Source organism: Terrabacter sp. 01T434, assembly GCF_056398545.1.
The window spans coordinates 227919-249170 of record NZ_JBFTPP010000003.1 but is presented as its reverse complement, the minus strand read 5'-3'; the positions used below and the strand labels follow the sequence as shown (position 1 = coordinate 249170).

Annotated in this window: 15 protein-coding genes and 1 tRNA gene; 11 read left to right on the top strand and 5 right to left on the bottom strand. The window is 73.0% G+C overall.

What is annotated here, in order from left to right:
• The 3 genes from AC1DIW_RS08555 to AC1DIW_RS08545 are packed head-to-tail and all read left to right on the top strand — an operon-like array spanning nt 1 to nt 3621.
• The gene (locus AC1DIW_RS08555; RefSeq protein ID WP_478107402.1) at nt 1–1158 is read left to right on the top strand and encodes a 4Fe-4S dicluster domain-containing protein; all 1158 of its coding nucleotides are present in this window, start codon (nt 1–3) and stop codon (nt 1156–1158) included.
• Nucleotides 1155–2252 (top strand): NrfD/PsrC family molybdoenzyme membrane anchor subunit, encoded by a 1098-nt coding sequence (gene nrfD, locus AC1DIW_RS08550; protein WP_478107400.1) that lies wholly within the window; start codon nt 1155–1157, stop codon nt 2250–2252. The genes AC1DIW_RS08555 and nrfD overlap by 4 nt, the downstream gene beginning before the upstream one ends.
• A 34-nt stretch (nt 2253–2286) precedes the next feature.
• Nucleotides 2287–3621 (top strand): L-lactate MFS transporter, encoded by a 1335-nt coding sequence (locus AC1DIW_RS08545; RefSeq protein ID WP_442277504.1) that lies wholly within the window; start codon nt 2287–2289, stop codon nt 3619–3621.
• 9 nt (nt 3622–3630) lie between these two features.
• Here AC1DIW_RS08545 and AC1DIW_RS08540 read toward each other — a convergent pair whose 3' ends face one another.
• Together AC1DIW_RS08540 and selD are read right to left on the bottom strand one after the other, a co-directional pair.
• Nucleotides 3631–4029 carry a rhodanese-like domain-containing protein gene (locus AC1DIW_RS08540; RefSeq protein WP_442277503.1) on the bottom strand — a complete coding sequence of 133 codons (399 nt, stop codon included), beginning with the start codon at nt 4027–4029 and terminating at the stop codon, nt 3631–3633.
• Complete coding sequence (gene selD, locus AC1DIW_RS08535; RefSeq protein ID WP_478107397.1) at nt 4026–5018, bottom strand: selenide, water dikinase SelD; 993 nt, start codon at nt 5016–5018, stop codon at nt 4026–4028. Before selD ends, AC1DIW_RS08540 begins: the two co-directional genes overlap by 4 nt.
• 72 nt (nt 5019–5090) lie before the next feature.
• Between selD and AC1DIW_RS08530 the strand changes: the two genes are divergently transcribed.
• The 7 genes from AC1DIW_RS08530 (at nt 5091) to AC1DIW_RS08500 (ending at nt 15449) form a co-directional block, all read left to right on the top strand.
• Nucleotides 5091–5186: transfer RNA gene (locus AC1DIW_RS08530), tRNA-Sec, on the top strand.
• A 25-nt stretch (nt 5187–5211) separates the two neighbouring features.
• Nucleotides 5212–6516 carry an L-seryl-tRNA(Sec) selenium transferase gene (selA, locus tag AC1DIW_RS08525; protein ID WP_442277501.1) on the top strand — a complete coding sequence of 435 codons (1305 nt, stop codon included), beginning with the start codon at nt 5212–5214 and terminating at the stop codon, nt 6514–6516.
• A 2-nt stretch (nt 6517–6518) separates the two neighbouring features.
• Nucleotides 6519–8330, top strand: coding sequence for a selenocysteine-specific translation elongation factor (selB, locus tag AC1DIW_RS08520; protein ID WP_478107395.1), 1812 nt, complete (start codon nt 6519–6521; stop codon nt 8328–8330).
• A 105-nt stretch (nt 8331–8435) separates the two neighbouring features.
• On the top strand, nt 8436–8915 hold the full coding sequence (locus tag AC1DIW_RS08515; protein ID WP_478107393.1) for a universal stress protein: 480 nt from the start codon (nt 8436–8438) through the stop codon (nt 8913–8915).
• 90 nt (nt 8916–9005) lie between these two features.
• Nucleotides 9006–13922, top strand: coding sequence for an ATP-dependent helicase (locus AC1DIW_RS08510; protein ID WP_478107391.1), 4917 nt, complete (start codon nt 9006–9008; stop codon nt 13920–13922).
• A 160-nt stretch (nt 13923–14082) separates the two neighbouring features.
• Nucleotides 14083–14952 carry an Fpg/Nei family DNA glycosylase gene (locus tag AC1DIW_RS08505; protein WP_442277496.1) on the top strand — a complete coding sequence of 290 codons (870 nt, stop codon included), beginning with the start codon at nt 14083–14085 and terminating at the stop codon, nt 14950–14952.
• A 68-nt stretch (nt 14953–15020) separates the two neighbouring features.
• A complete protein-coding gene (locus tag AC1DIW_RS08500) occupies nt 15021–15449 on the top strand; it encodes a VOC family protein (protein ID WP_478107389.1) in 429 nt (142 codons plus the stop codon).
• Here AC1DIW_RS08500 and AC1DIW_RS08495 read toward each other — a convergent pair.
• The 3 genes from AC1DIW_RS08495 to AC1DIW_RS08485 all read right to left on the bottom strand — a co-directional run bounded on the left by AC1DIW_RS08495 (nt 15426) and on the right by AC1DIW_RS08485 (nt 19421).
• Nucleotides 15426–16358: a carbohydrate kinase family protein gene (locus AC1DIW_RS08495; protein WP_478107387.1), complete on the bottom strand. Its 933-nt coding sequence runs from the start codon at nt 16356–16358 to the stop codon at nt 15426–15428. The genes AC1DIW_RS08500 and AC1DIW_RS08495 overlap by 24 nt on opposite strands.
• Nucleotides 16359–16396: 38 nt before the next feature.
• The gene (locus AC1DIW_RS08490; protein ID WP_478107385.1) at nt 16397–17629 is read right to left on the bottom strand and encodes a hypothetical protein; all 1233 of its coding nucleotides are present in this window, start codon (nt 17627–17629) and stop codon (nt 16397–16399) included.
• Nucleotides 17630–17696: 67 nt separating this feature from the next.
• Nucleotides 17697–19421: a glycerol-3-phosphate dehydrogenase/oxidase gene (locus AC1DIW_RS08485; protein WP_478107383.1), complete on the bottom strand. Its 1725-nt coding sequence runs from the start codon at nt 19419–19421 to the stop codon at nt 17697–17699.
• Between the two features lie 158 nt (nt 19422–19579).
• Between AC1DIW_RS08485 and glpK the strand changes: the two genes are divergently transcribed.
• Nucleotides 19580–21106 (top strand): glycerol kinase GlpK, encoded by a 1527-nt coding sequence (gene glpK, locus AC1DIW_RS08480; RefSeq protein WP_478107381.1) that lies wholly within the window; start codon nt 19580–19582, stop codon nt 21104–21106.
• The last annotated feature ends 146 nt before the right edge of the window (nt 21107–21252 follow it).

The window sequence follows — 21252 nt, the reverse complement described above, 5'->3', positions numbered from 1 at the left end:
ATGGGCTTCTGGCGCAACCAGCTCTCTGGCCCCACCGACCCGGCGGCCGACGCCGCGTGGGACCGGCACGAGCCACGCAAGGGCTTCTTCACCGACACCTCGATCTGCATCGGGTGCAAGGCGTGCGAGGTGGCCTGCAAGGAGTGGAACGGCATTCCCGAGGACGGTCTCGACCTGCTGAACCAGTCCTACGACAACACCGGCGCCCTCGGGGCCAGCACGTGGCGACACGTCGCGTTCGTCGAGCAGACGACCGACCGCATCGAGCAGGCTCGTGAGTCGGGGCGCAAGCTCGTCTCCCTCGGTATGCCGTCGGTGCGCTCGGGTGACGAGCCCGCCGTCGCTGGTGGCGGGGGCACGGCGACCGCGACGCTCACGGCTCCCGGTGAGCTGCGCCAGGGCGCTGCGGCTGGCCCCGGCCCGACCGACACGGCACTGCCGGACGTGCGGTGGCTCATGGCCTCCGACGTCTGCAAGCACTGCACCCACGCGGCATGTCTCGATGTCTGCCCCACCGGCGCGCTCTTCCGCACCGAGTTCGGCACGGTCGTCGTCCAGGACGACGTCTGCAACGGCTGCGGCTACTGCGTGGCGGCCTGCCCCTTCGGCGTCATCGAGCGCCGCAGCGGCCACGAGGGCCACGAGAAGGGCCCGCAGTCCCACGGCATCAGCATCAAGGGGTCGGAGGGCACCGGGGCCGCCGGTGCATCAGGCAACAAGGGCGGTGGCTCGCACCAGAACCCGCCGTCGCACGCCGAGACCAACGGCGAGGTCAAGAACGTCGGCATCGCCCAGAAGTGCACGCTCTGCTACGACCGGCTCGGCGCCGGACAGACGCCCGCGTGCGCCCAGGCCTGCCCCACGACGTCCATCAAGTTCGGCGACCTCGACGAGATGCGCGCCACCGCGCGGGCCCGTGTCGCCCAGCTGCACGAGCTCGGCTACAGCGAGGCGCGCCTCTACGGCGTCGACGACAAGGACGGTGTCGGTGGCACCGGCTCGACGTTCCTGCTCCTCGACGAGCCCGAGGTCTACGGCCTGCCGCCGGACCCGCGGGTCACGACCGCCGACCTGCCCGACATGTTCCGCAAGGCCGGCTACGCGGGGCTGACGATGCTCGCGATGGCAGCGGCCTCCTTCGTCGGGAGGCGAAAGTGACGACCAACCCCTTCGACGCCGACCGCCCGCCGGAGCGACCGCGCCGTCGCGGCAACGGAGGCGGCGCTCGCAACGGTGGCAAGCGCCGCGACGAGTCGATCATGGTCCCCGACGTCAGCTTCGACAGCTACTACGGGCGCCACATCGTCAAGCCCGCGCCGTGGGAGAAGGAGGTGGCGGCATACCTCTTCCTCGGCGGCATCGCGGCGGGCTCGGCACTGCTCGGTGCCGGCGGCGCGGCTCGCGGCTACCCCGCGCTGCAGCGCGTCGGGCGCATCGGCGCGGTCGCCGGTGCAGCCCTCGGTGGGGCGGCGCTCGCCAAGGACCTCGGCAAGCCGAGCCGCGCCCTCAACATGATGCGGACCGTCAAGCTCACCTCGCCGATGTCGGTGGGGTCGTGGATCCTGACCGCCTTCGGCAGCTTCGCCAGTGCGGCTCTCGCCTCGGAGATCGGGCGCCCGCTGCTCGAGCGGCGTTCTGGTGCCGGCGGATCCGGCGTCCTCAGCCTGGTCTCCAAGGTGCTGAAGCTCGCGGACGGACCGGCCACCGTGGGGTCGGCGTTCTTCGCGCCCCCGCTCGCCGCCTACACCGCGGTGCTGCTCGCCGACACGGCCACCCCGACGTGGCACGAGTCCTACCGCGAGCTGCCCTTCGTCTTCGTCAACTCCGCCAATCTCGCGGCCTCCGGGCTCGCACTCGTCACCGTGCCGTCGCGCGAGAACGGCCCAGCGCGCAAGCTCGCCGCCGTGAGCGCGGTCGCCGAGCTGGTGGCCTTCGAACGCATGCAGGACCAGCTCGGGCCCACGCTGTCCGAGCCGCTGCGCACCGGGAAGGCCGGCCGCCTGCTCAAGGCGAGCCGGGCCCTGACGATCTGTGGTGCCGTCGGTGCCGTCGCCCTCGGGGGCAACCGGATCGCTGCTGCCCTGAGCGGCGCGGCTCTCATGGCTGCCTCGGCGTGCACCCGCTTCGGCGTCTTCGAGGCCGGCATGGTCTCGGCGATCGACCCGAAGTACACCGTCGAGCCGCAGCGAGAGCGGCTGGAGAAGCGTCGGGCCGCCGGCGTCGTCGACGACTCCATCACCACGGCGCGCTGACGCGCCGGACCACCAGGACGAGAAGGGGAGCCTCATGAGCACCAGTGCGGTTCGGAACGACAGCACCGCCTCACCGGGCGGCAACCGGTGGCTCATCCTCGTGGCGGGCGTGCTCGTGCAGCTCGCCATCGGCGCCGTCTACGCGTGGAGCGTCTTCGCCAAGGCCATCCAGAGCCACGACGCCTTCGGCTGGTCCAAGGCGCAGGCCTCCGTGCCGTTCGAGGTCGCCATCGGCATGATCTTCGTCGGCAGCTACATCGGCGGACGCATCCAGGACCGCCGCGGTCCGCGGACCGTCGCCCTCACCGGCGGCATCATCTACAGCCTCGGCGTGATCCTCGCCTCGTTCGCCGACAAGGACCAGTTCTGGCTGCTCATCCTCGGCTACGGCATCCTCGGCGGGTTCGGCCTCGGCATGGCCTACATCGTGCCGATCGCCATGCTGCAGAAGTGGTTCCCCGACAAGCCGGGCCTCATCACCGGCATCGCCGTCGCCGGTTTCGGCTTCGGCGCGGTCATCACCGCTCCGCTCGGCCAGCGGCTCATCGCCGCCGACCCGTCGATGCCGACCAAGGCGTTCCTGCCGCTCGGGATCGGCTACCTCGTGGCCGTCGTCATCGGGGCCAGCCTCTTCCGCAACCCGCCCGCCGGCTACGTCCCGCCAGGAATGGCGCCCGCGACGGCCGGCCACGGCGCCGAGGCGCACACGAAGGACCCGGTCCCCGACGTCGACTTCACGGCCGAGGAAGCCCTGCGCACCCCGCAGTGGTACCTCCTGACCGCCATCCTCACCCTCAGCGTGACGGCCGGCATCTCGCTCATCTCGGTGGCCGCCGGCAGCGCCGGCGACGTCGCCGGCTACTCGGCCGCGGCAGCCGCGAGCCTCGTCGGCGTGCTGGGCCTGTTCAACGGCGGCGGCCGCATCCTCTGGGGCTGGCTCTCGGACCGGATCGGCAAGATGCCGGCGTTCATGGGGATCCTCGGCATCCAGGGCGTCTGCCTGCTGCTCATCCCGCACGTCGCGTCGCCGATCCTCTTCGCGATCCTCGCCGCGCTCGTCTACACCTGCTACGGCGGCGCCTTCGGCACGATGCCCTCGACGGCCGGTCGCTTCTTCGGCGTCCGCAACGCCGGTGCGATCTACGGCCTCATGCTCATCGGCTGGAGCATCGGCGGCATCGTCGGGCCGCTGCTCATCTCCTCGCTCATCGGCGAGCAGAAGGCCTACACGCTCGGTTTCACCGTCGTCGGCATCATCGCCCTCGTCGGCATGGCGCTGCCCATGCTGACGAAGAAGCCGGCGCCCCGGACGGGCACCTCGTCCGCCTCCGCGTCGACCCCCGAGGCCACCGCCGACAGGCGCCGCTGACCGCTGGGGTCATTCACGGACGTCGGGCGGCTCCTCCGACAGGGGCAGCCCGGCGGCCAGCCAGGCCTCGACGCCACCGATGACGTCGGTGGCGCGGGTCAGCCCGAGTCGCCGCAGCGAGTCGGCGGCCAGCGAGCTGCTGTAGCCCTGGCGGCAGATGACGATGACGTGCACGTCGAGGTCTCTGGCCTCTGGGATCCGGGCCGGGCTCCTGGGGTCGAGTCGCCACTCGAGCACCGTGCGGTCGATGACGAGCGCACCCGGCAGGTTTCCCTGCCTGGCGCGCTGCGTCTCGGTGCGGGTGTCGACGAGCAGAGCCCCACGCGCCTGAGCGTCCCGGGCCTGCTCCGGCGTGAGCCGCCGCAGGCCGGCCCGAGCCTGCTCGAGCAGGTCGTCCAGACGGCTCATCGCACCCGCATGACGTGCTCGCCGGGGGGCACGAGCTCGCCGATGACGGTGCCGCCGGGGATCTCGCCGGCGACGAGCAGACCGCCGCTCGTCTGGGCGTCGGCCAGCAGGAGGAGCTCGTCGAGGTCGACGGAGGCGTCGAGGTGAGGGCGCACCCAGTCGAGGTTGCGCCGGCTACCGCCGGGCACGAAGCCATCCGCGAGGGAGCTGCGCGCACCGTCGAGATAGGGCACCGCGGCGGCGTCGACGACGGCCGTCACGCCCGACGCGCGCGCCATCTTGAAGAGATGCCCGAGCAGGCCGAAGCCTGTCACGTCGGTGGCCGCCTGCACGCCGTGCGCCAGGGCGTCCCGGCTCGCGACGTCGTTGAGCGCGACCATCGACGCGACAGCCTCGGGGAACACCTCACCCGTCGCCTTGTGCCGGTTGTTGAGCACGCCGACCCCCAGCGGCTTGGTCAGGCTGAGCGGCAGACCGGCAGCGGCGGCGTCGTTGCGCAGCAGGCGATGGGGATCGGCCACGCCGGTGACGGCCATGCCGTACTTCGGCTCGGGGTCGTCGATGCTGTGGCCGCCCGCCACCGGGCAGCCGGCGAGGCGCGCGACGTCGAGGCCACCGCGCAGGACCTCGGCGGCCAGCTCGAGAGGGAGGACGTCGCGGGGCCAGCCGAGCAGGTTGACGGCCAGGACGGGGCGTCCGCCCATGGCGTAGATGTCGGAGAGCGCGTTCGCCGCAGCGATGCGGCCCCAGTCGTACGCGTCGTCGACGACCGGGGTGAAGAAGTCGGCCGTCGCCAGCACCGCCAGGCCGTCGGTGATCTGCACGGCGGCCGCGTCGTCGCCGTCGTCGAGGCCGACGAGCAGGTCGGCGTCGGCGATCCCGGTGAGGCCGCGCACCATCTCCTCGAGCTCGCCGGGCGGGATCTTGCACGCACAGCCGCCGCCGTGCGCGAACTGGGTCAGTCGCACCGTGTCCACGCCAGCAGTCATACCCCACCGTCGACGGGCGTATGCCGTCCGGCCCCCTGAGCCTGTCGAGCGGGCGATGGGTACGGTGGGCGTGGAGGTGTCCGGGCACCTGGTGGTCCCCCCGGTCTTCAACACCGGTGAGGCCGAGCATCTCGGCCTGGCGGGTTCGATTCCCGTCCACCTCCGCCAAATCTCTGCGGGAGAGGAAGTCGGTGTGGCGCAGGCAGATCCGCGGCGGACGGTCCCACGCACCGACGTGCTGATGGCGCACCCGGAGCTCGTCGCGGCCACCGCCCGGCACGGTGCCGCGACGGTCAAGGCCGCGGTGCGCTCCGCGCAGGCACTCGTCCGCTCGGGTGAGATCGCCCCGGACGACGTCGTCGCGGCCGCGCGGGCGGCTCTGCCGGCCAGGAGCACCACTCTCCGGCCTCTCCTCAACGCCACCGGTGTCGTCGTCCACACCAACATCGGCCGGGCGCCCCTCTCGGACGCCGCGGTGGACGCGGTCGTGGCGGCCGCGGCATACGTCGACGTCGAGTACGACACGGTCACGGGGGCGCGTGCCCGGCGCGGTCGGGGAACGCTCGAGGCGCTCCGCGCCGCCGTGCCGGCTGCGGGCGACGCCCTCGTCGTCAACAACGGCGCGGCTGCGCTCGTCCTCGCCACGACCGCCCTGGCATCGGGCCGGGAGGTGCTCGTCAGCCGCGGCGAGATGGTCGAGATCGGGGACGGCTTCCGGCTGCCGGACCTCATCGCCTCGACGGGCGCCCGCCTGCGCGAGGTGGGCACGACGAACCGCACGCGACTCGCCGACTATGCCGCCGCGCTCGGACCCGACACCGGCTGCGTCCTCAAGGTGCACCCGAGCAACTTCCGCGTCGAGGGCTTCACGAGCGCCGCGTCCGTGCAGGAGCTCGCGACACTGGGCGCACCGCTCGTCGTCGACATCGGCAGCGGGCTGCTGCGCCCCGACCCGATGCTGCCCGACGAGCCCGACGCCACAACGGCGCTCGCCGACGGCGCGACCCTGGTCACGGCCAGTGGCGACAAGCTGCTCGGCGGACCCCAGGCCGGTCTCGTCCTCGGCGATGCGGCCACCGTCGAGCGACTGCGACGCCATCCCCTCGCCCGTGCGCTGCGCGTCGACAAGCTCACGCTCGCGGCCCTCGAGGCGACCCTGCGCGGGCCGGTCCCCCCGGTCACCGACTACCTCCACGTCGACCTCGACCGGCTCCGAGCCCGCACCGAGCGCCTGGCCGCCGCGGTCTCGGGCGAGGTCGTCCCGGTCGAGGGACGGGTCGGTGGCGGGGGAGCGCCAGGCCTGCCCCTTCCCGGCTGGGCCGTCGCGCTCCCCGAGGCCTACGCCGAGCGTCTGCGGCGCGGCGAGACCGGCGTCGTCGCGCGCGTCGAGCGGGGCTGCTGCCTCGTCGACCTGCGTTGCGTCCCGCCGGCCCGCGACCCGGACGTCGAGCGGGCCATCCTCGCGGTTCGCGGCGGCGACGACCCGAGCGGCCACTGACCGTGCACGTCATCGCGACCGCGGGGCACGTCGACCACGGCAAGTCCACCCTGGTGCGGGCCCTGACCGGGATCGAGCCCGACCGCTGGGCCGAGGAGCGCCGTCGTGGCATGACGATCGACCTCGGCTACGCCTGGACGACCCTGGCCTCGGGCGCGGACGTGGCCTTCGTCGACGTGCCCGGACACCAGCGCTTCATCGGCAACATGCTCGCCGGGCTGGGTCCCGCGCCGGCTGTCCTGCTCGTCGTGGCGGCCGACGAGGGATGGCGTCCCCAGTCGGCCGAGCACCTCGCGGCCGTCGATGCCCTGGGCATCTCGCGCGGTCTCGTCGTCGTGACGCGCAGCGACCTCGCCGACCCCGGCCCTGCCCTCGCCGAGGCGCTCGAGCAGGTGGGCCGCACGAGCCTGGCCGGGAGCGCCGCGCTCGCGGTGTCGGCCCGCACCGGCCAGGGGATCGAGGCCCTCCGGGTCGCCCTCGACGACCTCGTCGCCTCCCTGCCGGCCCCCGACCGGACTGGACGCACGCGCCTGTGGGTCGACCGGTCCTTCTCGGTCCGGGGCAGCGGGACCGTCGTCACCGGCACCCTCGGCGCCGGGACGATCCGGCTCGGCGACGAGCTGGTCGTCCACCGCACGACCGGTGCCTCGCAGTCGGTCACTGTGCGCGGTCTCCAGAGTCTCGGTCGAACCCGTGACGAGGTGCCCGCCGTGGCCCGCGTCGCGGTCAACCTGCGTGGGGTCGGGGTCGACGAGGTGACTCGCGGCGACGCGCTGCTCACGCCCCGCGCCTGGCACGTCACGACGACGCTTGACGCACGGCTTGTCGGCGCCGGAGGTGACGAGCACGACCCCGTCGACTCGGACCGGCTCCCGTCGCACGTCATGGTCCATCTCGGCACCCTCGCGGTCGAGGCGAGGGTGCGCCCGCTCGGCCCGGGTGCGGTGCGTCTGGCCCTCCCGGCGTCCCTGCCCGTCGTCGGCGGGGACCGCATCCTCCTGCGCGACCCCGGCTCACGCCAGGTCGTGGGCGCGGTCGTCGTGGACGCAGACCCGCCGGTGCTCGACCGCCGGGGCTCGGCCGCTCGGCGGGCAGAGGTCGTCCGCGGCCTCGACGGGGCGCCCGACCTCGCCCGTGAGGTCGCCCGCCGCGGTTGGATGACGCCGGCCGACGCCGTGTCGCTCGGGATCCCGGTGCCGCCCGGTGGGCGTCCAGCCGCGACCGTCACGCGCCGCGGCGCCTGGCTCGTCGACGACGAGGCGTGGCTGGACGCGGCCAGCCGGCTGCGCGTGGCCGTGCAGCAGCGCGCCGACTCGGCCCCGATCGACCCCGTGCTGGCCCTGGAGGCGGCCCGAGCCGCCGCGGGTGCGCCCGACCGGGCCCTCGTGGCCGATCTCGCCGCCGCAGCCGGGCTCGAGGTCCGCGACGGTCGGGTCGGGCTCCCGGGCCGTGCCGCGGTCCTGGCGAGCGGGCCCGAGGCGGCCCTGGGCAGGATCGAGGAGCGGCTGCGGCGCAGCCCGTTCACGGCGCCGGAGCAGCACGAGCTCGACGCGGCCGGGCTCGGGCCCCGCGAGCTCGCAGCCGCTGAGGGCAACGGCCGCATCCTCCGGCTCCCCGGCGACGTCGTCCTGCTGCCGAACGCGCCGGCGCTCGCCATGCGGCAGCTCGCGGCGCTCCCTCAGCCGTTCACCACGAGCGACGCCCGCAAGGCCCTGGACAGCACCCGCCGCATCGTCATCCCCCTGCTCGAGCACCTCGACCGTCGGGGCTGGACGCGACGCCTCGACGGCTCGCACCGCGAGGTCGCCCGCTGAGCCGACACGGCATGCGTGCTCGTATGCCGCCCGGCGAGGGGACCAAAGCCCCTGCGCGTCCGCCGCCCCCCGTGACAGGCTGGGGCCGACGAGAGGGGGACGGGGATGGCCGAGCGCGAGAGCCGTGAGAGCCGCGAGAGCACGATCGACGCGGGCGGCGACGCCCCGCCGGGTCGGGTCGTGGTCGGGGTCGACGGGTCCGAGTCGTCGAAGCAGGCGCTGCGCTGGGCGGTTCGGCTCGCCACGAGCGAGGGGAGCACGATCGAGGCCGTCACCGCGTGGGACTACCCGCCGAGCTTCAACGCACCCGTGGACGTCAACTGGCGCCCCGACCTCGACGCGGAAACCGTCATGCGGGAGACGCTCGACGAGGTGTTCGGCGACGAGCGACCGGCCGAGCTCGAAGCGCGCGTGGTCCACGGTTCGGCTCGCACCGTCCTGATCGACGCCAGCAGGGGTGCCTCGCTCCTCGTCGTCGGCAGCCGTGGGCACGGCGGTTTCGCCGGGCTCCTGCTGGGCTCGGTCAGCTCGGCGTGCTCGGAGCACGCGCACTGTCCGGTGCTCGTCCTCCATGACCGGGACTGACCGGGACTGACCGGGACTGACCGGGCTCGGCGCGGGAACGCGGCCTGTGCCGGCTGGGGTATGTCGGTGCGGGGTGGCAGGCTGAGCCCGATGGCGAAAGGCAAGCGGGCCGACGTGCTCGACCGTTTCTCTCCGGCGACCGCCGAGTGGTTCCGGAGCAGTTTCAGCGCGCCCACGACCGCCCAGGCGGGGGCGTGGGACGCGATCAGCTCTGGCCACCACACCGTCGTCGTCGCCCCTACCGGCTCGGGCAAGACCCTGTCCGCCTTCCTCTGGGCGATCGACCGCATGGCGAGCGAGCCAGTGCCCGAGGAGCGGCTCGAGCGCTGCCGCGTCCTCTACGTCTCGCCGATGAAGGCGCTCGCGGTCGACGTCGAGCGCAACCTGCGGGCGCCCCTCGTGGGCATCGGCCACGCCGCCACGCGGCTCGAGCTGCCGCCACCTGACATCAGCGTCAGCGTCCGCTCGGGCGACACCCCGGCCAACGAGCGTCGGGCCTTCGCCCGCACGCCCACCGACATCCTCATCACGACGCCCGAGTCGCTCTTCCTCATGCTCACCTCGTCGGTGCGCGAGGCCCTCAAGGGCGTCGAGACGGTCATCCTCGACGAGGTCCACGCCGTCGCCGGCACCAAGCGCGGAGCACACCTCGCCCTCAGCCTCGAGCGGCTCGACGCCCTGCTGCCCAAGCCGGCCCAGCGCGTCGGGCTCTCGGCGACCGTGCGTCCGGTGGAGGAGGTGGCGCGCTACCTCGCGGGCGGCCGGCCGGTCGAGATCGTCCAGCCGAAGTCGACGAAGCAGTGGGAGCTCGACGTCGTCGTGCCCGTCCCCGACATGGGCGAGCTCTCGGGCTCGGCGGCCGAGATCTCGCCCGGGGTGCCCGACCTGTCGGGACCGGCCGCGGGCAACGCCCCGCAGGCGAGCATCTGGCCGCACGTCGAGGAGCGCATCGTCGACCTCATCGCCGAGCACCGGTCCACCCTCGTCTTCGCCAACTCGCGTCGTCTCGCCGAGCGGCTGACCTCACGGCTCAACGAGATCTGGGAGGAGCGGCTCGCCGAGGAGGAGGGCCTGCCGGTCCCCACCCTCGCGGCCCTGTCGACGAAGCCGCCCGCGCAGGTGATGGCCCAGGCCGGTGCCTCGCGGGGCGCGCCTGCGGTGCTGGCACGGGCCCATCACGGCTCGGTCAGCAAGGAGCACCGCGCCACCATCGAGGAGGACCTCAAGGCCGGTCGCCTCCCTGCCGTGGTCGCGACGAGCAGCCTCGAGCTCGGCATCGACATGGGCGCCGTCGACCTCGTCATCCAGGTCGAGAGCCCGCCGTCGGTCGCGAGCGGACTCCAGCGCGTGGGCCGCGCGGGCCACCAGGTCGGCGCCGTCAGCCAGGGCGTGATGTTCCCGAAGTTCCGCGGCGACCTCGTGCAGACCGCCGTCGTCGTCGAGCGCATGCGGGCGGGCGCCATCGAGTCGCTCCGCGTCCCGGCCAACCCGGTCGACGTCCTGGCCCAGCAGGTCGTCGCCATGTGTGCCATGGACGACTGGACCATCGCCGACGTCGAGGCTCTCGTCCACCGGGCGGCGAGCTTCGCCTCGCTGCCGCGCTCGGTCCTCGAGGCGACCCTCGACATGCTCGCCGGCCGCTACCCGTCCGACGAGTTCGCCGAGCTGCGTCCCCGCATCGTCTGGGACCGGGTCAGCGACACGCTCTCCGGCCGCCGCGGCTCCCAGCGCCTCGCCGTCACGAGTGGCGGCACCATCCCCGACCGGGGGTTGTATGCCGTGTTCCTCGCCTCCGGCGAGGGCCCCGGCCGCCGGGTCGGCGAGCTCGACGAGGAGATGGTCTACGAGTCCCGCGTCGGCGACGTCTTCACCCTCGGCACGTCGACGTGGCGCATCGAGGACATCACCCACGACCGGGTCCTCGTCACCCCGGCCCCCGGTCAGGCCGGCAAGCTGCCGTTCTGGAAGGGCGACCAGCAGGGACGGCCCGCCGAGCTCGGCCGCGCCCTCGGTGGCTTCGTCCGCGAGATCGTCGGCCTGACGCCCGAGCGGGCCCGGGCGCGGGTCACGGCTGCCGGGCTCGACGAGTGGGCCGCCGACAACCTCATCGGCTACCTCACGGAGCAGAAGGAGGCGACGCGCCACGTCCCCGACGACCGCACGATCGTCGTCGAGCGCTTCCGCGACGAGATCGGCGACTGGCGCGTGGCTGTGCTCTCGCCGTTCGGTGGTCAGGTGCACGCCCCGTGGGCACTGTGCGTCGCGGCGCGCATGCGCGAGCGCTTCGGCATCGACGTCCAGGCCATGCACGGCGACGACGGCATCGTCTTCCGGCTGCCCGACCTCGAGTTCGAGGACGGCGCGGCGATCGGTCAGCAGCTCGTCGAGCTCGTCACCCTCGAGCCTGAGGAGGTCAGCGCCCTCGTCACGCAGGAGATCGGCGGATCGGCCCTGTTCGCAGCGAGATTCCGGGAGTGCGCGGCGCGTGCCCTTCTCCTCCCGCGTCGGCGTCCAGACCGACGCCAGCCCCTGTGGCAGCAGCGGCAGCGGGCTGCCCAGCTGCTCGAGGTGGCGAGCCAGTACCCCAGCTTCCCGATCGTCCTCGAGGCCGTGCGCGAGTGCGTCCAGGACGTCTTCGACGTGCCGGGCCTCGTCGAGCTCATGGGCGACATCCGGTCGCGCGCCGTCAAGGTCGTCGACGTCGAGTCGAGCCAGCCGAGCCCGTTCGCGAAGTCGCTCGTCTTCGGCTACGTCGCCCAGTACCTCTACGAGGGCGACTCGCCGCTGGCCGAGCGACGCGCCGCTGCGCTCGCGCTGGACCCGTCGCTGCTCTCCGAGCTGCTCGGCCAGGGCGAGGCGCTCGCACTGCGCGACCTGCTCGACCCCGAGGCGGTCGCGCGCACCGAGGCCGAGCTGCAGCGGCTGACGCCCGAGCGAGGAGCCCGCGACGGCGAGGACGTCGCCGACCTGCTGCGCGTCCTCGGCCCGCTCTCGGTGCGCGACATCGTGGCCCGCGCCGCCGAGGGCTTCGCGCCGACCGGCGTCGAGACCGCCCTGAAGGAGCTCGAGGCAGCCAGGCGCGTCATCGCCGTCCGGGTGGGCGGTGACGACCGCTGGGCGGCCATCGAGGACGCCGCCCGCCTGCGAGACGCCCTCGGCACCGCCCTGCCCGTCGGGGTGCCGCAGGCCTTCCTCGAGCCGGCGCCCGACCCGCTGGCCGACCTCGTCGCCCGCTTCGCCCGCACCCACGGCCCCTTCGCCGTCCAGACCGTCGCCGCGTGGTGGGGCGTCGGGCCGGCGGTCGTCCACGACGCGCTGCGCCGTCTGGTCTCGGCCGGGCGGGTCGTCGAGGGCGAGCTCCTCCCGACCGAGAACGGCGGTGGCCACGGCCCGGAGTTCTGCGACGCCGAGGTGCTCCGGCTGCTCCGGAGGCGGTCGCTCGCCGCTCTGCGCCACGAGGTCGAGCCTGTCGCGCAGCCTGACCTCGCGCGCTTCCTGCCGCAGTGGCAGGGCGTCGGCGGCGGTCTGCGCGGGCGTGAGGGGCTGCTTCGCGCCGTCGAGCAGCTGACCGGTGCGGTCGTGCCGGCGAGCGCCCTCGAGTCCCTGGTCCTGCCGGCACGGGTGGCCGACTACCGCCCGGCCCTGCTCGACGAGGTGATGAGCTCGGGCGAGGTCGTCTGGCGTGGCCACGGGTCGCTCCCCGGCGACGACGGCTGGGTCAGCCTGCACCTCGCCGACGCCGCGCACCTGACCCTGACCCCGCCCGAGGTCGTCGATCTCACTGATGACGAGCAGGCGGTCCTCAGTGCGCTCGAGGGCGGCGGCGCCTACTTCTTCCGGGCGCTCGCCACCCGCGTCGGCCTCGGCGACACCGAGCTCAACGACGCGCTCTGGTCACTGTTGTGGTCGGGCCGCATCACCAACGACACCATCGCGCCGCTGCGCGCCCTGCTGGCCGGTGGCCGCACGGCGCACAAGCGCACCAGCGCCGGCCCGCGGTCGACGAGGTATGCCGGCCGGCGCGGTTCGCTGGGCCGCTTCGGCTCGCTCCGGGGCCCCCTCGCCGGCACGAGCTCCGCCCAGGTCGAGGCGGCCGAGAACGCAGCGACCACCAAGGCGCTGGCAGCCGGCCGGGCCGCAGGGTCCGGGCCGTCGACGGGCGTGGGTCGATGGACCGCCCTCCCGCCGGCCGAGTCCGACCCGACCGTGCGCGCCGTCACCAACGCCGAGCTGCTCCTCGACCGCTACGGCGTGCTGACCCGTGGCTCGGTCGTCACCGAGGACGTGCCTGGCGGCTTCGCGGCCGTGTACCGAGTGCTCGCGGCGGCCGAGGAGGCCGGCAAGGTGCGGCGCGGCTACTTCGTCGAGGGACTCGGCGCCTCGCAGTTCGCCTCGACCGGCGCGGTCGACCGACTCCGCTCGATGTCACGCCTCCCTGGCGGCGACGAGGGCGGCGGCAGGCGTGTCGACGCCGCGGACGGCGACGAGTGGCTCGCGCCCACGCCTGCTGGGTCCGCTGCGTCCGGACGGGGCGGCCAGCGCGGTCGTGAGCGCACCGGGCCGCCGGCGCTCGTCCTCGCCGCGAGCGACCCCGCAAACCCCTACGGCGCCGCCATCAGCTGGCCCGAGCGCGGGTTGACCGACGCCGCAGCCGACGAGCCGGCCGCTGCGAAGGACGGCGATGACGAGGGCGCCCCGAAGGCCTCCCGCCGCAAGGGTCACCAGCCGGGCCGCAAGGCGGGAGCCCTCGTCGTCCTCGTCGACGGCGAGCTCGTGCTCTACGTCGAGCGTGGGGGCAAGACGATGCTCTGCTGGTCCGACGACCCCGAGCACCTCCAGGCCGCGGCCGACGCGCTCGCACTCGCCGTGCGTGAAGGTGCTCTCGGCCGGCTCACCGTCGAGAAGGCCGATGGCGCCTCGGTCCTCGGCTCGGACCACCCGCTCGTCCAGGCGCTCTCACAGGCCGGATTCCACATGACCCCGCGAGGCCTGCGCCTGCGCCGCTGACCGGGAGGAGCCTGCTGGCGAGGGTCGTCTGGCGAGGGTCTTCGCCGACAGTCCCCGACGGCGGTCACAGGGCGCCGGCGCTGCCGGGCTGTCTAGGGTGGAGGGGCGCAGACAGCAGGGCAGCGTCGCCCGCGCAGAGGAGCCGAGACCAGGAGGTGGCGTGCCCGAGGGAGACACGGTGTGGCGCACCGCCACCCGCCTCAACGAGGCGCTCGCGGGCCGCGAGATCGTCGAGTCCGACCTGAGGTGGCCCGAGATCTCGACGGTGGACCTCACCGGTCGCACGACGCTCGAGGTCGTGAGCCGGGGCAAGCACGTGCTGCACCGGATCGAGGGCGGACTCACCCTGCACTCGCACCTGCGCATGGAGGGCCAGTGGCGCGTCGAGGCGACGCCGGGGCTCGCCACCCGGTGGCGGCGCAACCCGCAGCTGCGGGCCCTCGTCGCGGCGCCGGACTGGACGGCCCTCGGGCTGCGACTCGGCATGCTCGACCTCGTGCCGACGGCGCGCGAGTCCGACGTCGTGGGACACCTCGGCCCCGACGTCCTGGGCCCTGACTGGGACCTCGACCGCGCCGTCGACCGCGTCGCGGGCAGCCACGTCCCGATCGGCCAGGCCCTGCTCGACCAGCGCAACCTCGCCGGTGTGGGGACCATGTGGTGCGCCGAGACGCTCTTCCTCGAGCGCGTGCCGCCCTGGACGCCCGCCGACGAGCTCGGCCGCGAGACCGTCGAGCGCGTCGTGGCGCGGGCCCACCGCCTCATCGACAACGGTCGTCGCCATGCCGTGCAGTCGAGCACGGGGAGCTACCGCCTCGACGAGGCGCACTACGTCCACGCCCGGAGCGGCCGTCCGTGCCGGCGGTGCGGCACCACGTTGCGGGTGGCGATGATCGGCGAGCCCACGCGTGAGCGCACGATGTTCTACTGCCCGGGCTGCCAGGGAGGACTCGGGCCGACCGACGACGGTCGCTCGCAGGCTCCCCTGGGATCCAACCGCGGTGCCGCGCGCTCACGACGCTCGTACTGAAAGGGCTGTGGCTGTCGGCAGGCGGTTCTACGGTGGTGGATACCGCACCAGCCGAGAGGAGCACGTCCATGGCATCCCGCCTCAACCCCTACATCGGTTTCAAGGACAACGCCCGAGAGGCGATGGAGTTCTACAAGACGATCTTCGGCGGCGAGCTCGTCTTGTCGACCTTCGGCGAGTTCGGTGACGCCGGCCCCGCCGCCGACAAGATCATGCACGCGCAGCTCGAGACCCCGAGTGGCTACACCATCATGGCGTCCGACACCCCTGAGGGGATGCCCTACCAGGAGGGCTCGCGCATCACGGTGAGCCTGAGCGGTGACGACGGCGACGAGCTGCGCCGCTTCTGGGACGGCCTCGCCGAGGGCGGCACCGTCACCATGCCGCTCGAGAAGCAGGCTTGGGGTGACGAGTTCGGCATGGTCAACGACCGGTTCGGCATCGGCTGGCTCGTCAACATCGCCGGGGACCACTCAGGAGATGCTCCCCCCGCGTGACCCGCCGCCGAAGTGCGCGCCCAGCTCACGGGCCAGCTCGTCCCCGCCGATGAGGCTCGAGTGCGTGCCCGCTGTCCCGCACGCCCACGCCCCCGCGACCGTCCCGCTCCGCGCCGCGGCTCGCGCGTCGCCGCCCGCCAGCCACGAGTACAGGAACGCCGAGACGTAGGCGTCGCCCGCGCCGTTCGAGTCGATGGCGGGCCGACCGTCGATGTCGACGGCCGGCACCGCGAACGAGCCGCCGTCGCGCACCGTGACCCGGCTGCCCCGCGCGCCGTCCATGACGACGACGAGCCGGGCCCGGCCGCGATCGAGCACGTCCGCGACGACGTCGTGCTCGATCCCGTCGAGACGGGAGCCCGAGACGAAGACGAGGTCGGCGGCATACGCGAACGGCCGATGGTGCGGGTTGTGCCCGTCCCAGTCGTGCAGGTCGGTCGAGCTCGTCACCCCGGCAGCGGCGGCGTCCTCGAGCGCTCCCACCGTCCACGGCATGATCGAGGCGTGCACGTGGTGGGCGTGCTCCAACGGACCCCGCCAGAGCGCCGGGTCGGGGGACAGGTCGTAGGGGTGGCGCGGGTCGTAGAAGGACATCCGTCGACCGGCCGCGTCGACGAGGTTGACCGCTCGGCGGGTCCCGCTCTCGTGGACGACGTGCTCGAAGTGCAAGCCCTCGGCTGCGAAACGGTCGAGCAGCATCCGACCCTCGTGGTCATCGCCGATGACGTCGACGAACCGCGTGGTGAGGCCGAGTCGGTGACAGCCGAGCGCGACGCCGCTGCCCGTGTGGCCGACGAAGGTGCCGATCGGCGGGACGACGTGCGAGTCGGCGAGCGGGACGGGCAGAGTCTCGACCCGCACGATGGTGTCGACGCCAGCACCGCCGACGACGAGGACGTCAGTCTTCACGACCCCATTCTGCACGCCTGAAGCGTGTCGCCGACGCGTCAGGGACGGGTGACGCTGAGCAGGCCGAGGCACATCTCGTCGGTCGTGCCCTCGCCCCAGACGACGTAGCGCTCGGGCAGTCCTTGCAGGTCGGGCAGCTTGTCGCGCCAAGCCTGGTCGTGCGTGCAGCTCACCTTGATCGAGTCGCCGCGACGGATCGCCGTGGCCGGTATCGGGATCGATCCCTGGTTGTCGAAGTCCCACACCTTGATGTCGAGAAGGGTCTTGGCGCGCGGGGTGCCGGGGTTGAGCTCGATGCGCAGCGACGACCCGAGCAGGTGCATGTGACCGGCCACGGCGCGGATCGTGGCGGGCTCCTCGACCTGGCGGGTGCAGGACTGGGTGGGGCCGGGGGTCGGGATGACCGTGCCGTTGCACACGAGGAGCAGGCCGTTGACGATCGGCCCCGACATGGCCCCGAAGCGTGCGGTGACGTCGGCGACGGCCGCGGAGCGGTCGCAGAGCGGCCCGGACTTGCCTGGGCGACAGGGCAGCTCGACCGGTGCCGGATAGAGCATCGTCTCGAGCGGCTTGAGCTTCGTCGACGTCGACAGGCGCAGCTTCACCGAGGTGCGGTCGGGTGTGACCCCGTGCCGGAGGTTGTAGTGCACCTGCATGATGAGCAGCGAGCCGCGTTGCAACGGGATGCCGACATCGGCGGGCAGGACGTTCTCGCGGCCGCCGGGCGCCCAGGCGCCCACCCACGGCGCGTCGTCGAGGCTGGCCCCGCGCGAGCCCAGTCCGGTGCCGCCGAAACAGGTCCAGCCGTTGCCGCCGCTCTCGGCGTCCTTGGCGCGGGCCGCCGGGGCCGCCGACGGAGGCACCCGGAAGAGGATGACGTGGTGCACCTCGGCTGGTTGTCCGGGCGCGATGTCGAAGCCCGTGACGAACGCGTCGTGGGCGACCTTCGGGTCGAGGACGAAGCAGCGGTAGTCGTCCGTGCCGGTCGTCGGCGCCTTGGGCGTGTAGAGGACCGGCGACGTCACGGTCACCATCGTCTCGCCTGCGCGAAGGGCTGCGGGCTCGGCCGGTGCGACGGGCCGTGGGGCGGCGTGCCCGGTTGCGGCGAGCCCCGTGGCGGCGTGCTCGGCGGCGCTCGCCGTCGGGTGGCCGGTCGCGTGACCCTCGAGCCGGGCCTGCGCCGTCGGGTTGGGGGTGCCGCACCCGGCGGCCAGCAGGGCGAACGCCGCCAGCGCGGCAGCCACCGCGGGCACGCCGCGTCGAGTCCTCATCCCGTCAGTGTAGGAACGCCGACCGTCGGTGAGCCCGTTGTCGAGCCTTTGGCCCGCGCGGCCGCGCTCAGGAGCCTTCGGGCGCCCGGCTGACGGGGATGCGGCGCGCGTCCGGGGCGCTGAGGCGCTCGGCGTTGGCCTCGGAGTCGGCCAGCTCCTTCTGCGACTCGAGCTCGGCCTCGACGCGGGCGGTGTAGCCCGCCACCTCGGCCTCGACCCGCTCCGCGTCCCAGCCGAGCACGGGCGCGATGATGTCCGCGACGGCGCGGGCGCTCTCCACCCCCCGGCTCGGCGTCTCGATGGAGATGCGGGTGCGGCGGGCGAGCACGTCGTCCAGGTGCAGCGCTCCCTCGTGCGTCGCGGCATACAACGCCTCGACCTTGAGGTACTCCTCGGCGCCGGGCAGCGGCTCGTAGAGCGAGCGGTCGTCCTCGGCGAGGGCGAAGAGCTCGTGGACGAGCGAGCCGTAGCGTTCGAGCAGGTGCGTGATGCGCCAGACCGGCAGGTCCTGGTGGCGGGCGAGCCGGTCGATCTGGTTGACGAGGGCGACGTAGCCCTCGGCGCCCGAGAGTGGGATGAACTCGGTGACGCTGTCGGAGACGTTGCCGCCGATGTCCTCGCGCGCGGCGTCGACGGCGTCGGCGGCCATGACGCGGTAGGTCGTGTACTTCCCGCCGGCGATGGAGATCAGCCCTGGTTGGGGGCGGGCGACCGCGTGCTCGCGCGAGAGCTGGCTGGTGTCCTCGCTCTCGCCGGACAGCAGGGGCCGGAGGCCGGCATAGACACCTTGGATGTCGTCGTGGGTCAGCGGCACCTTGAGCACGGCGTTGATGTGCTCGAGGATGTAGTCGATGTCGGCGCGGGTCGCCGCCGGGTGGGCGAGGTCGAGCTCCCAGTCGGTGTCCGTCGTGCCGACGATCCAGTGCGTGCCCCACGGGATGACGAAGAGCACGGACTTCTCGGTGCGCAGGATGAGCCCGGTCTCGGAGTTGATCCGGTCGCGGGCCACGACGATGTGCACCCCCTTGGAGGCGCGGACGAGGAAGCGGCCCCGGCCGCCGGCCATCGTCTGGATGTCGTCGGTCCACACCCCCGTGCAGTTGATGACCACGGACGCCCGGACCTCGGTGCGCTCGCCGGTCTCGACGTCCTCGACCAGGGCGCCCACGACGCGTTCGCCGGCGCGCAGCAGCTCGACCACGCGTGCCGAGGCGACGACCGTGGCGCCGTATGCCGCCGCGGTGCGGACCGTCGTCAGCGTGTGGCGTGCGTCGTCCGCCTGGGCGTCGTAGTAGAGCAGGCCTCCGGTGAGGGCCTCGCGCTTGAGAGCCGGCGCGAGCTTGAGGGCGCCGGTGCGGGTTAGCTGCTTGTGGCGCGGGACGGAACGGGCGCCGCCCATGGAGTCGTAGAGCGTCAGGCCGGCCGTGACGTAGGGCCGCTCCCAGCCCCGGTTGGTCAGTGGGTAGAGGAACGCGACGGGCTTGACGAGGTGCGGGGCGATGCGGCTGAGCATGAGCTCACGCTCCTTGAGCGCCTCGCGCACCAGGTCGAAGTTCATCTGCTCGAGGTAGCGCAGCCCACCGTGGAACAGCTTCGAGGACCGCGACGAGGTGCCCGAGGCGAAGTCGCGCTGCTCGACGAGGGCCGTCGAGAGGCCACGCGTCGCGGCATCGAGGGCGACCCCGCCGCCCGTCACCCCGCCCCCGATGACCAGCACGTCGAAGTGCTTGGTGGCGAGACGCTTCCACGCCTGCGCCCGGTACTCCGTGTCCAGCCGCACTGGGCTCGTCATCGGTTTCCCTTCACGTCGCTGTCGAGGTGCCCACTCTATCGATCCGCGTCCGTATGCCGTATGCCGTAGTACCGCGGGTGGACGAGCCCGCTGGGCAACCGGTGGCGACCCACGGCGCGACCCGTGACGCCCACTCACCGCGACGGTACGGTCTGGTCATGCCGACGGAGCAGCGCAGCCATGTCGTGTCGATCGACCAGGGGACCACGAGCACGCGGGCCATGGTGTTCGACCGCAGGGGGCGCGTCGTCGCCGTCGACCAGCAGGAGCACCGGCAGATCTTCCCGCGTGCGGGCTGGGTCGAGCACGACCCCATGGAGATCTGGCAGAACACCCGGGCCGTCGTCGGTGGGGCGCTCGGCAAGGCCAACCTCAACGCCACCCACATCGCTGCGGTCGGCATCACGAACCAGCGCGAGACGACTGTCGTGTGGGACCGCGCGACGGGCAAGCCGATCCACAACGCCATCGTCTGGCAGGACACCCGCACCCAGGCGATCTGCGACGAGCTCGCTCGCGACGGCGGTGTCGAACGCTTCAAGGACGTGACCGGGCTGCCGCTCGCGACATACTTCGCCGGACCCAAGGCGCGCTGGATCCTCGACCACGTCGAGGGCGCCCGCGAGCGCGCCGAGGCCGGAGAGCTGCTCTTCGGCACCATCGACTCGTGGCTGCTGTGGAACCTCACCGGAGGCGCGGGCGACGGCGGCATCCACGTCACCGACGTCACGAACGCCTCGCGCACGCTGCTGATGGACCTGCGCACCCTCGACTGGGACGCCGCGGCCGCAGAGGCGATCGGTGTCCCGCTCGCGATGCTGCCCGAGATCCGCTCGTCGTCCGAGGTCTACGGCACGTGCAAGCCCGGCATCCTCATCGACGTCCCGGTGGCCGGCATCCTCGGCGACCAGCAGGCGGCGACCTTCGGGCAGGCGTGCCTCGATGTCGGCACGGCCAAGAACACCTACGGCACGGGCAACTTCATGCTGCTCAACACCGGCGAGGAGATCGTCGCCTCGACGCACGGTCTGCTCACGACGGTCTGCTACCAGCTCGGGGATGCACGACCCGTGTATGCGCTCGAGGGTTCGATTGCCGTCACCGGCTCGCTCGTGCAGTGGCTGCGCGACAACCTCGGGCTCATCAAGGACGCGAAGGAGGTGGAGACGCTGGCGGCCTCGGTCGAGGACAACGGCGGCGCCTACTTCGTGCCGGCCTTCTCCGGGCTCTTCGCGCCGCACTGGCGCCCCGACGCGCGTGGGGCGCTCGTCGGTCTCACGCGCTACGTCAACAAGGGGCACATCGCGCGAGCAGCCTTGGAGGCCACGGCTTTCCAGACCCGTGAGGTGCTCGAGGCGATGAACGCCGACTCGGGTGTACCGCTCACCGAGCTGAGGGTCGATGGTGGCATGGTCGTCAACGAGACCCTCATGCAGTTCCAGGCCGACCTGCTCGGGGTCGACGTCGTGCGTCCGGTCGTGGCCGAGACCACCGCGCTCGGCGCCGCATATGCCGCCGGGCTGGCTGTCGGCTACTGGGAGAGCACCGACGAGATCCGGGCGAACTGGGGCGAGGCCCGTCGCTGGTCGCCGCAGCTCGACGTCCACGAGCGCGAGCGACTCTTCCGCTCGTGGAAGAAGGCGGTGCAGCGCACCTTGGACTGGGTCGACGACGACACTCTCTGACTGACGCCCGATCCCCGCCGTCCCCCGCGCCGCGCGGGGCGACCCCCTGACGCCTGCGCCGATTTGCGCATTCTGGTCCACCCCTTCTTTACCAATGCTTTACTCAATTTGGGGAAAGCATTTATGGGTCTAAGGGGGGCTCTTGA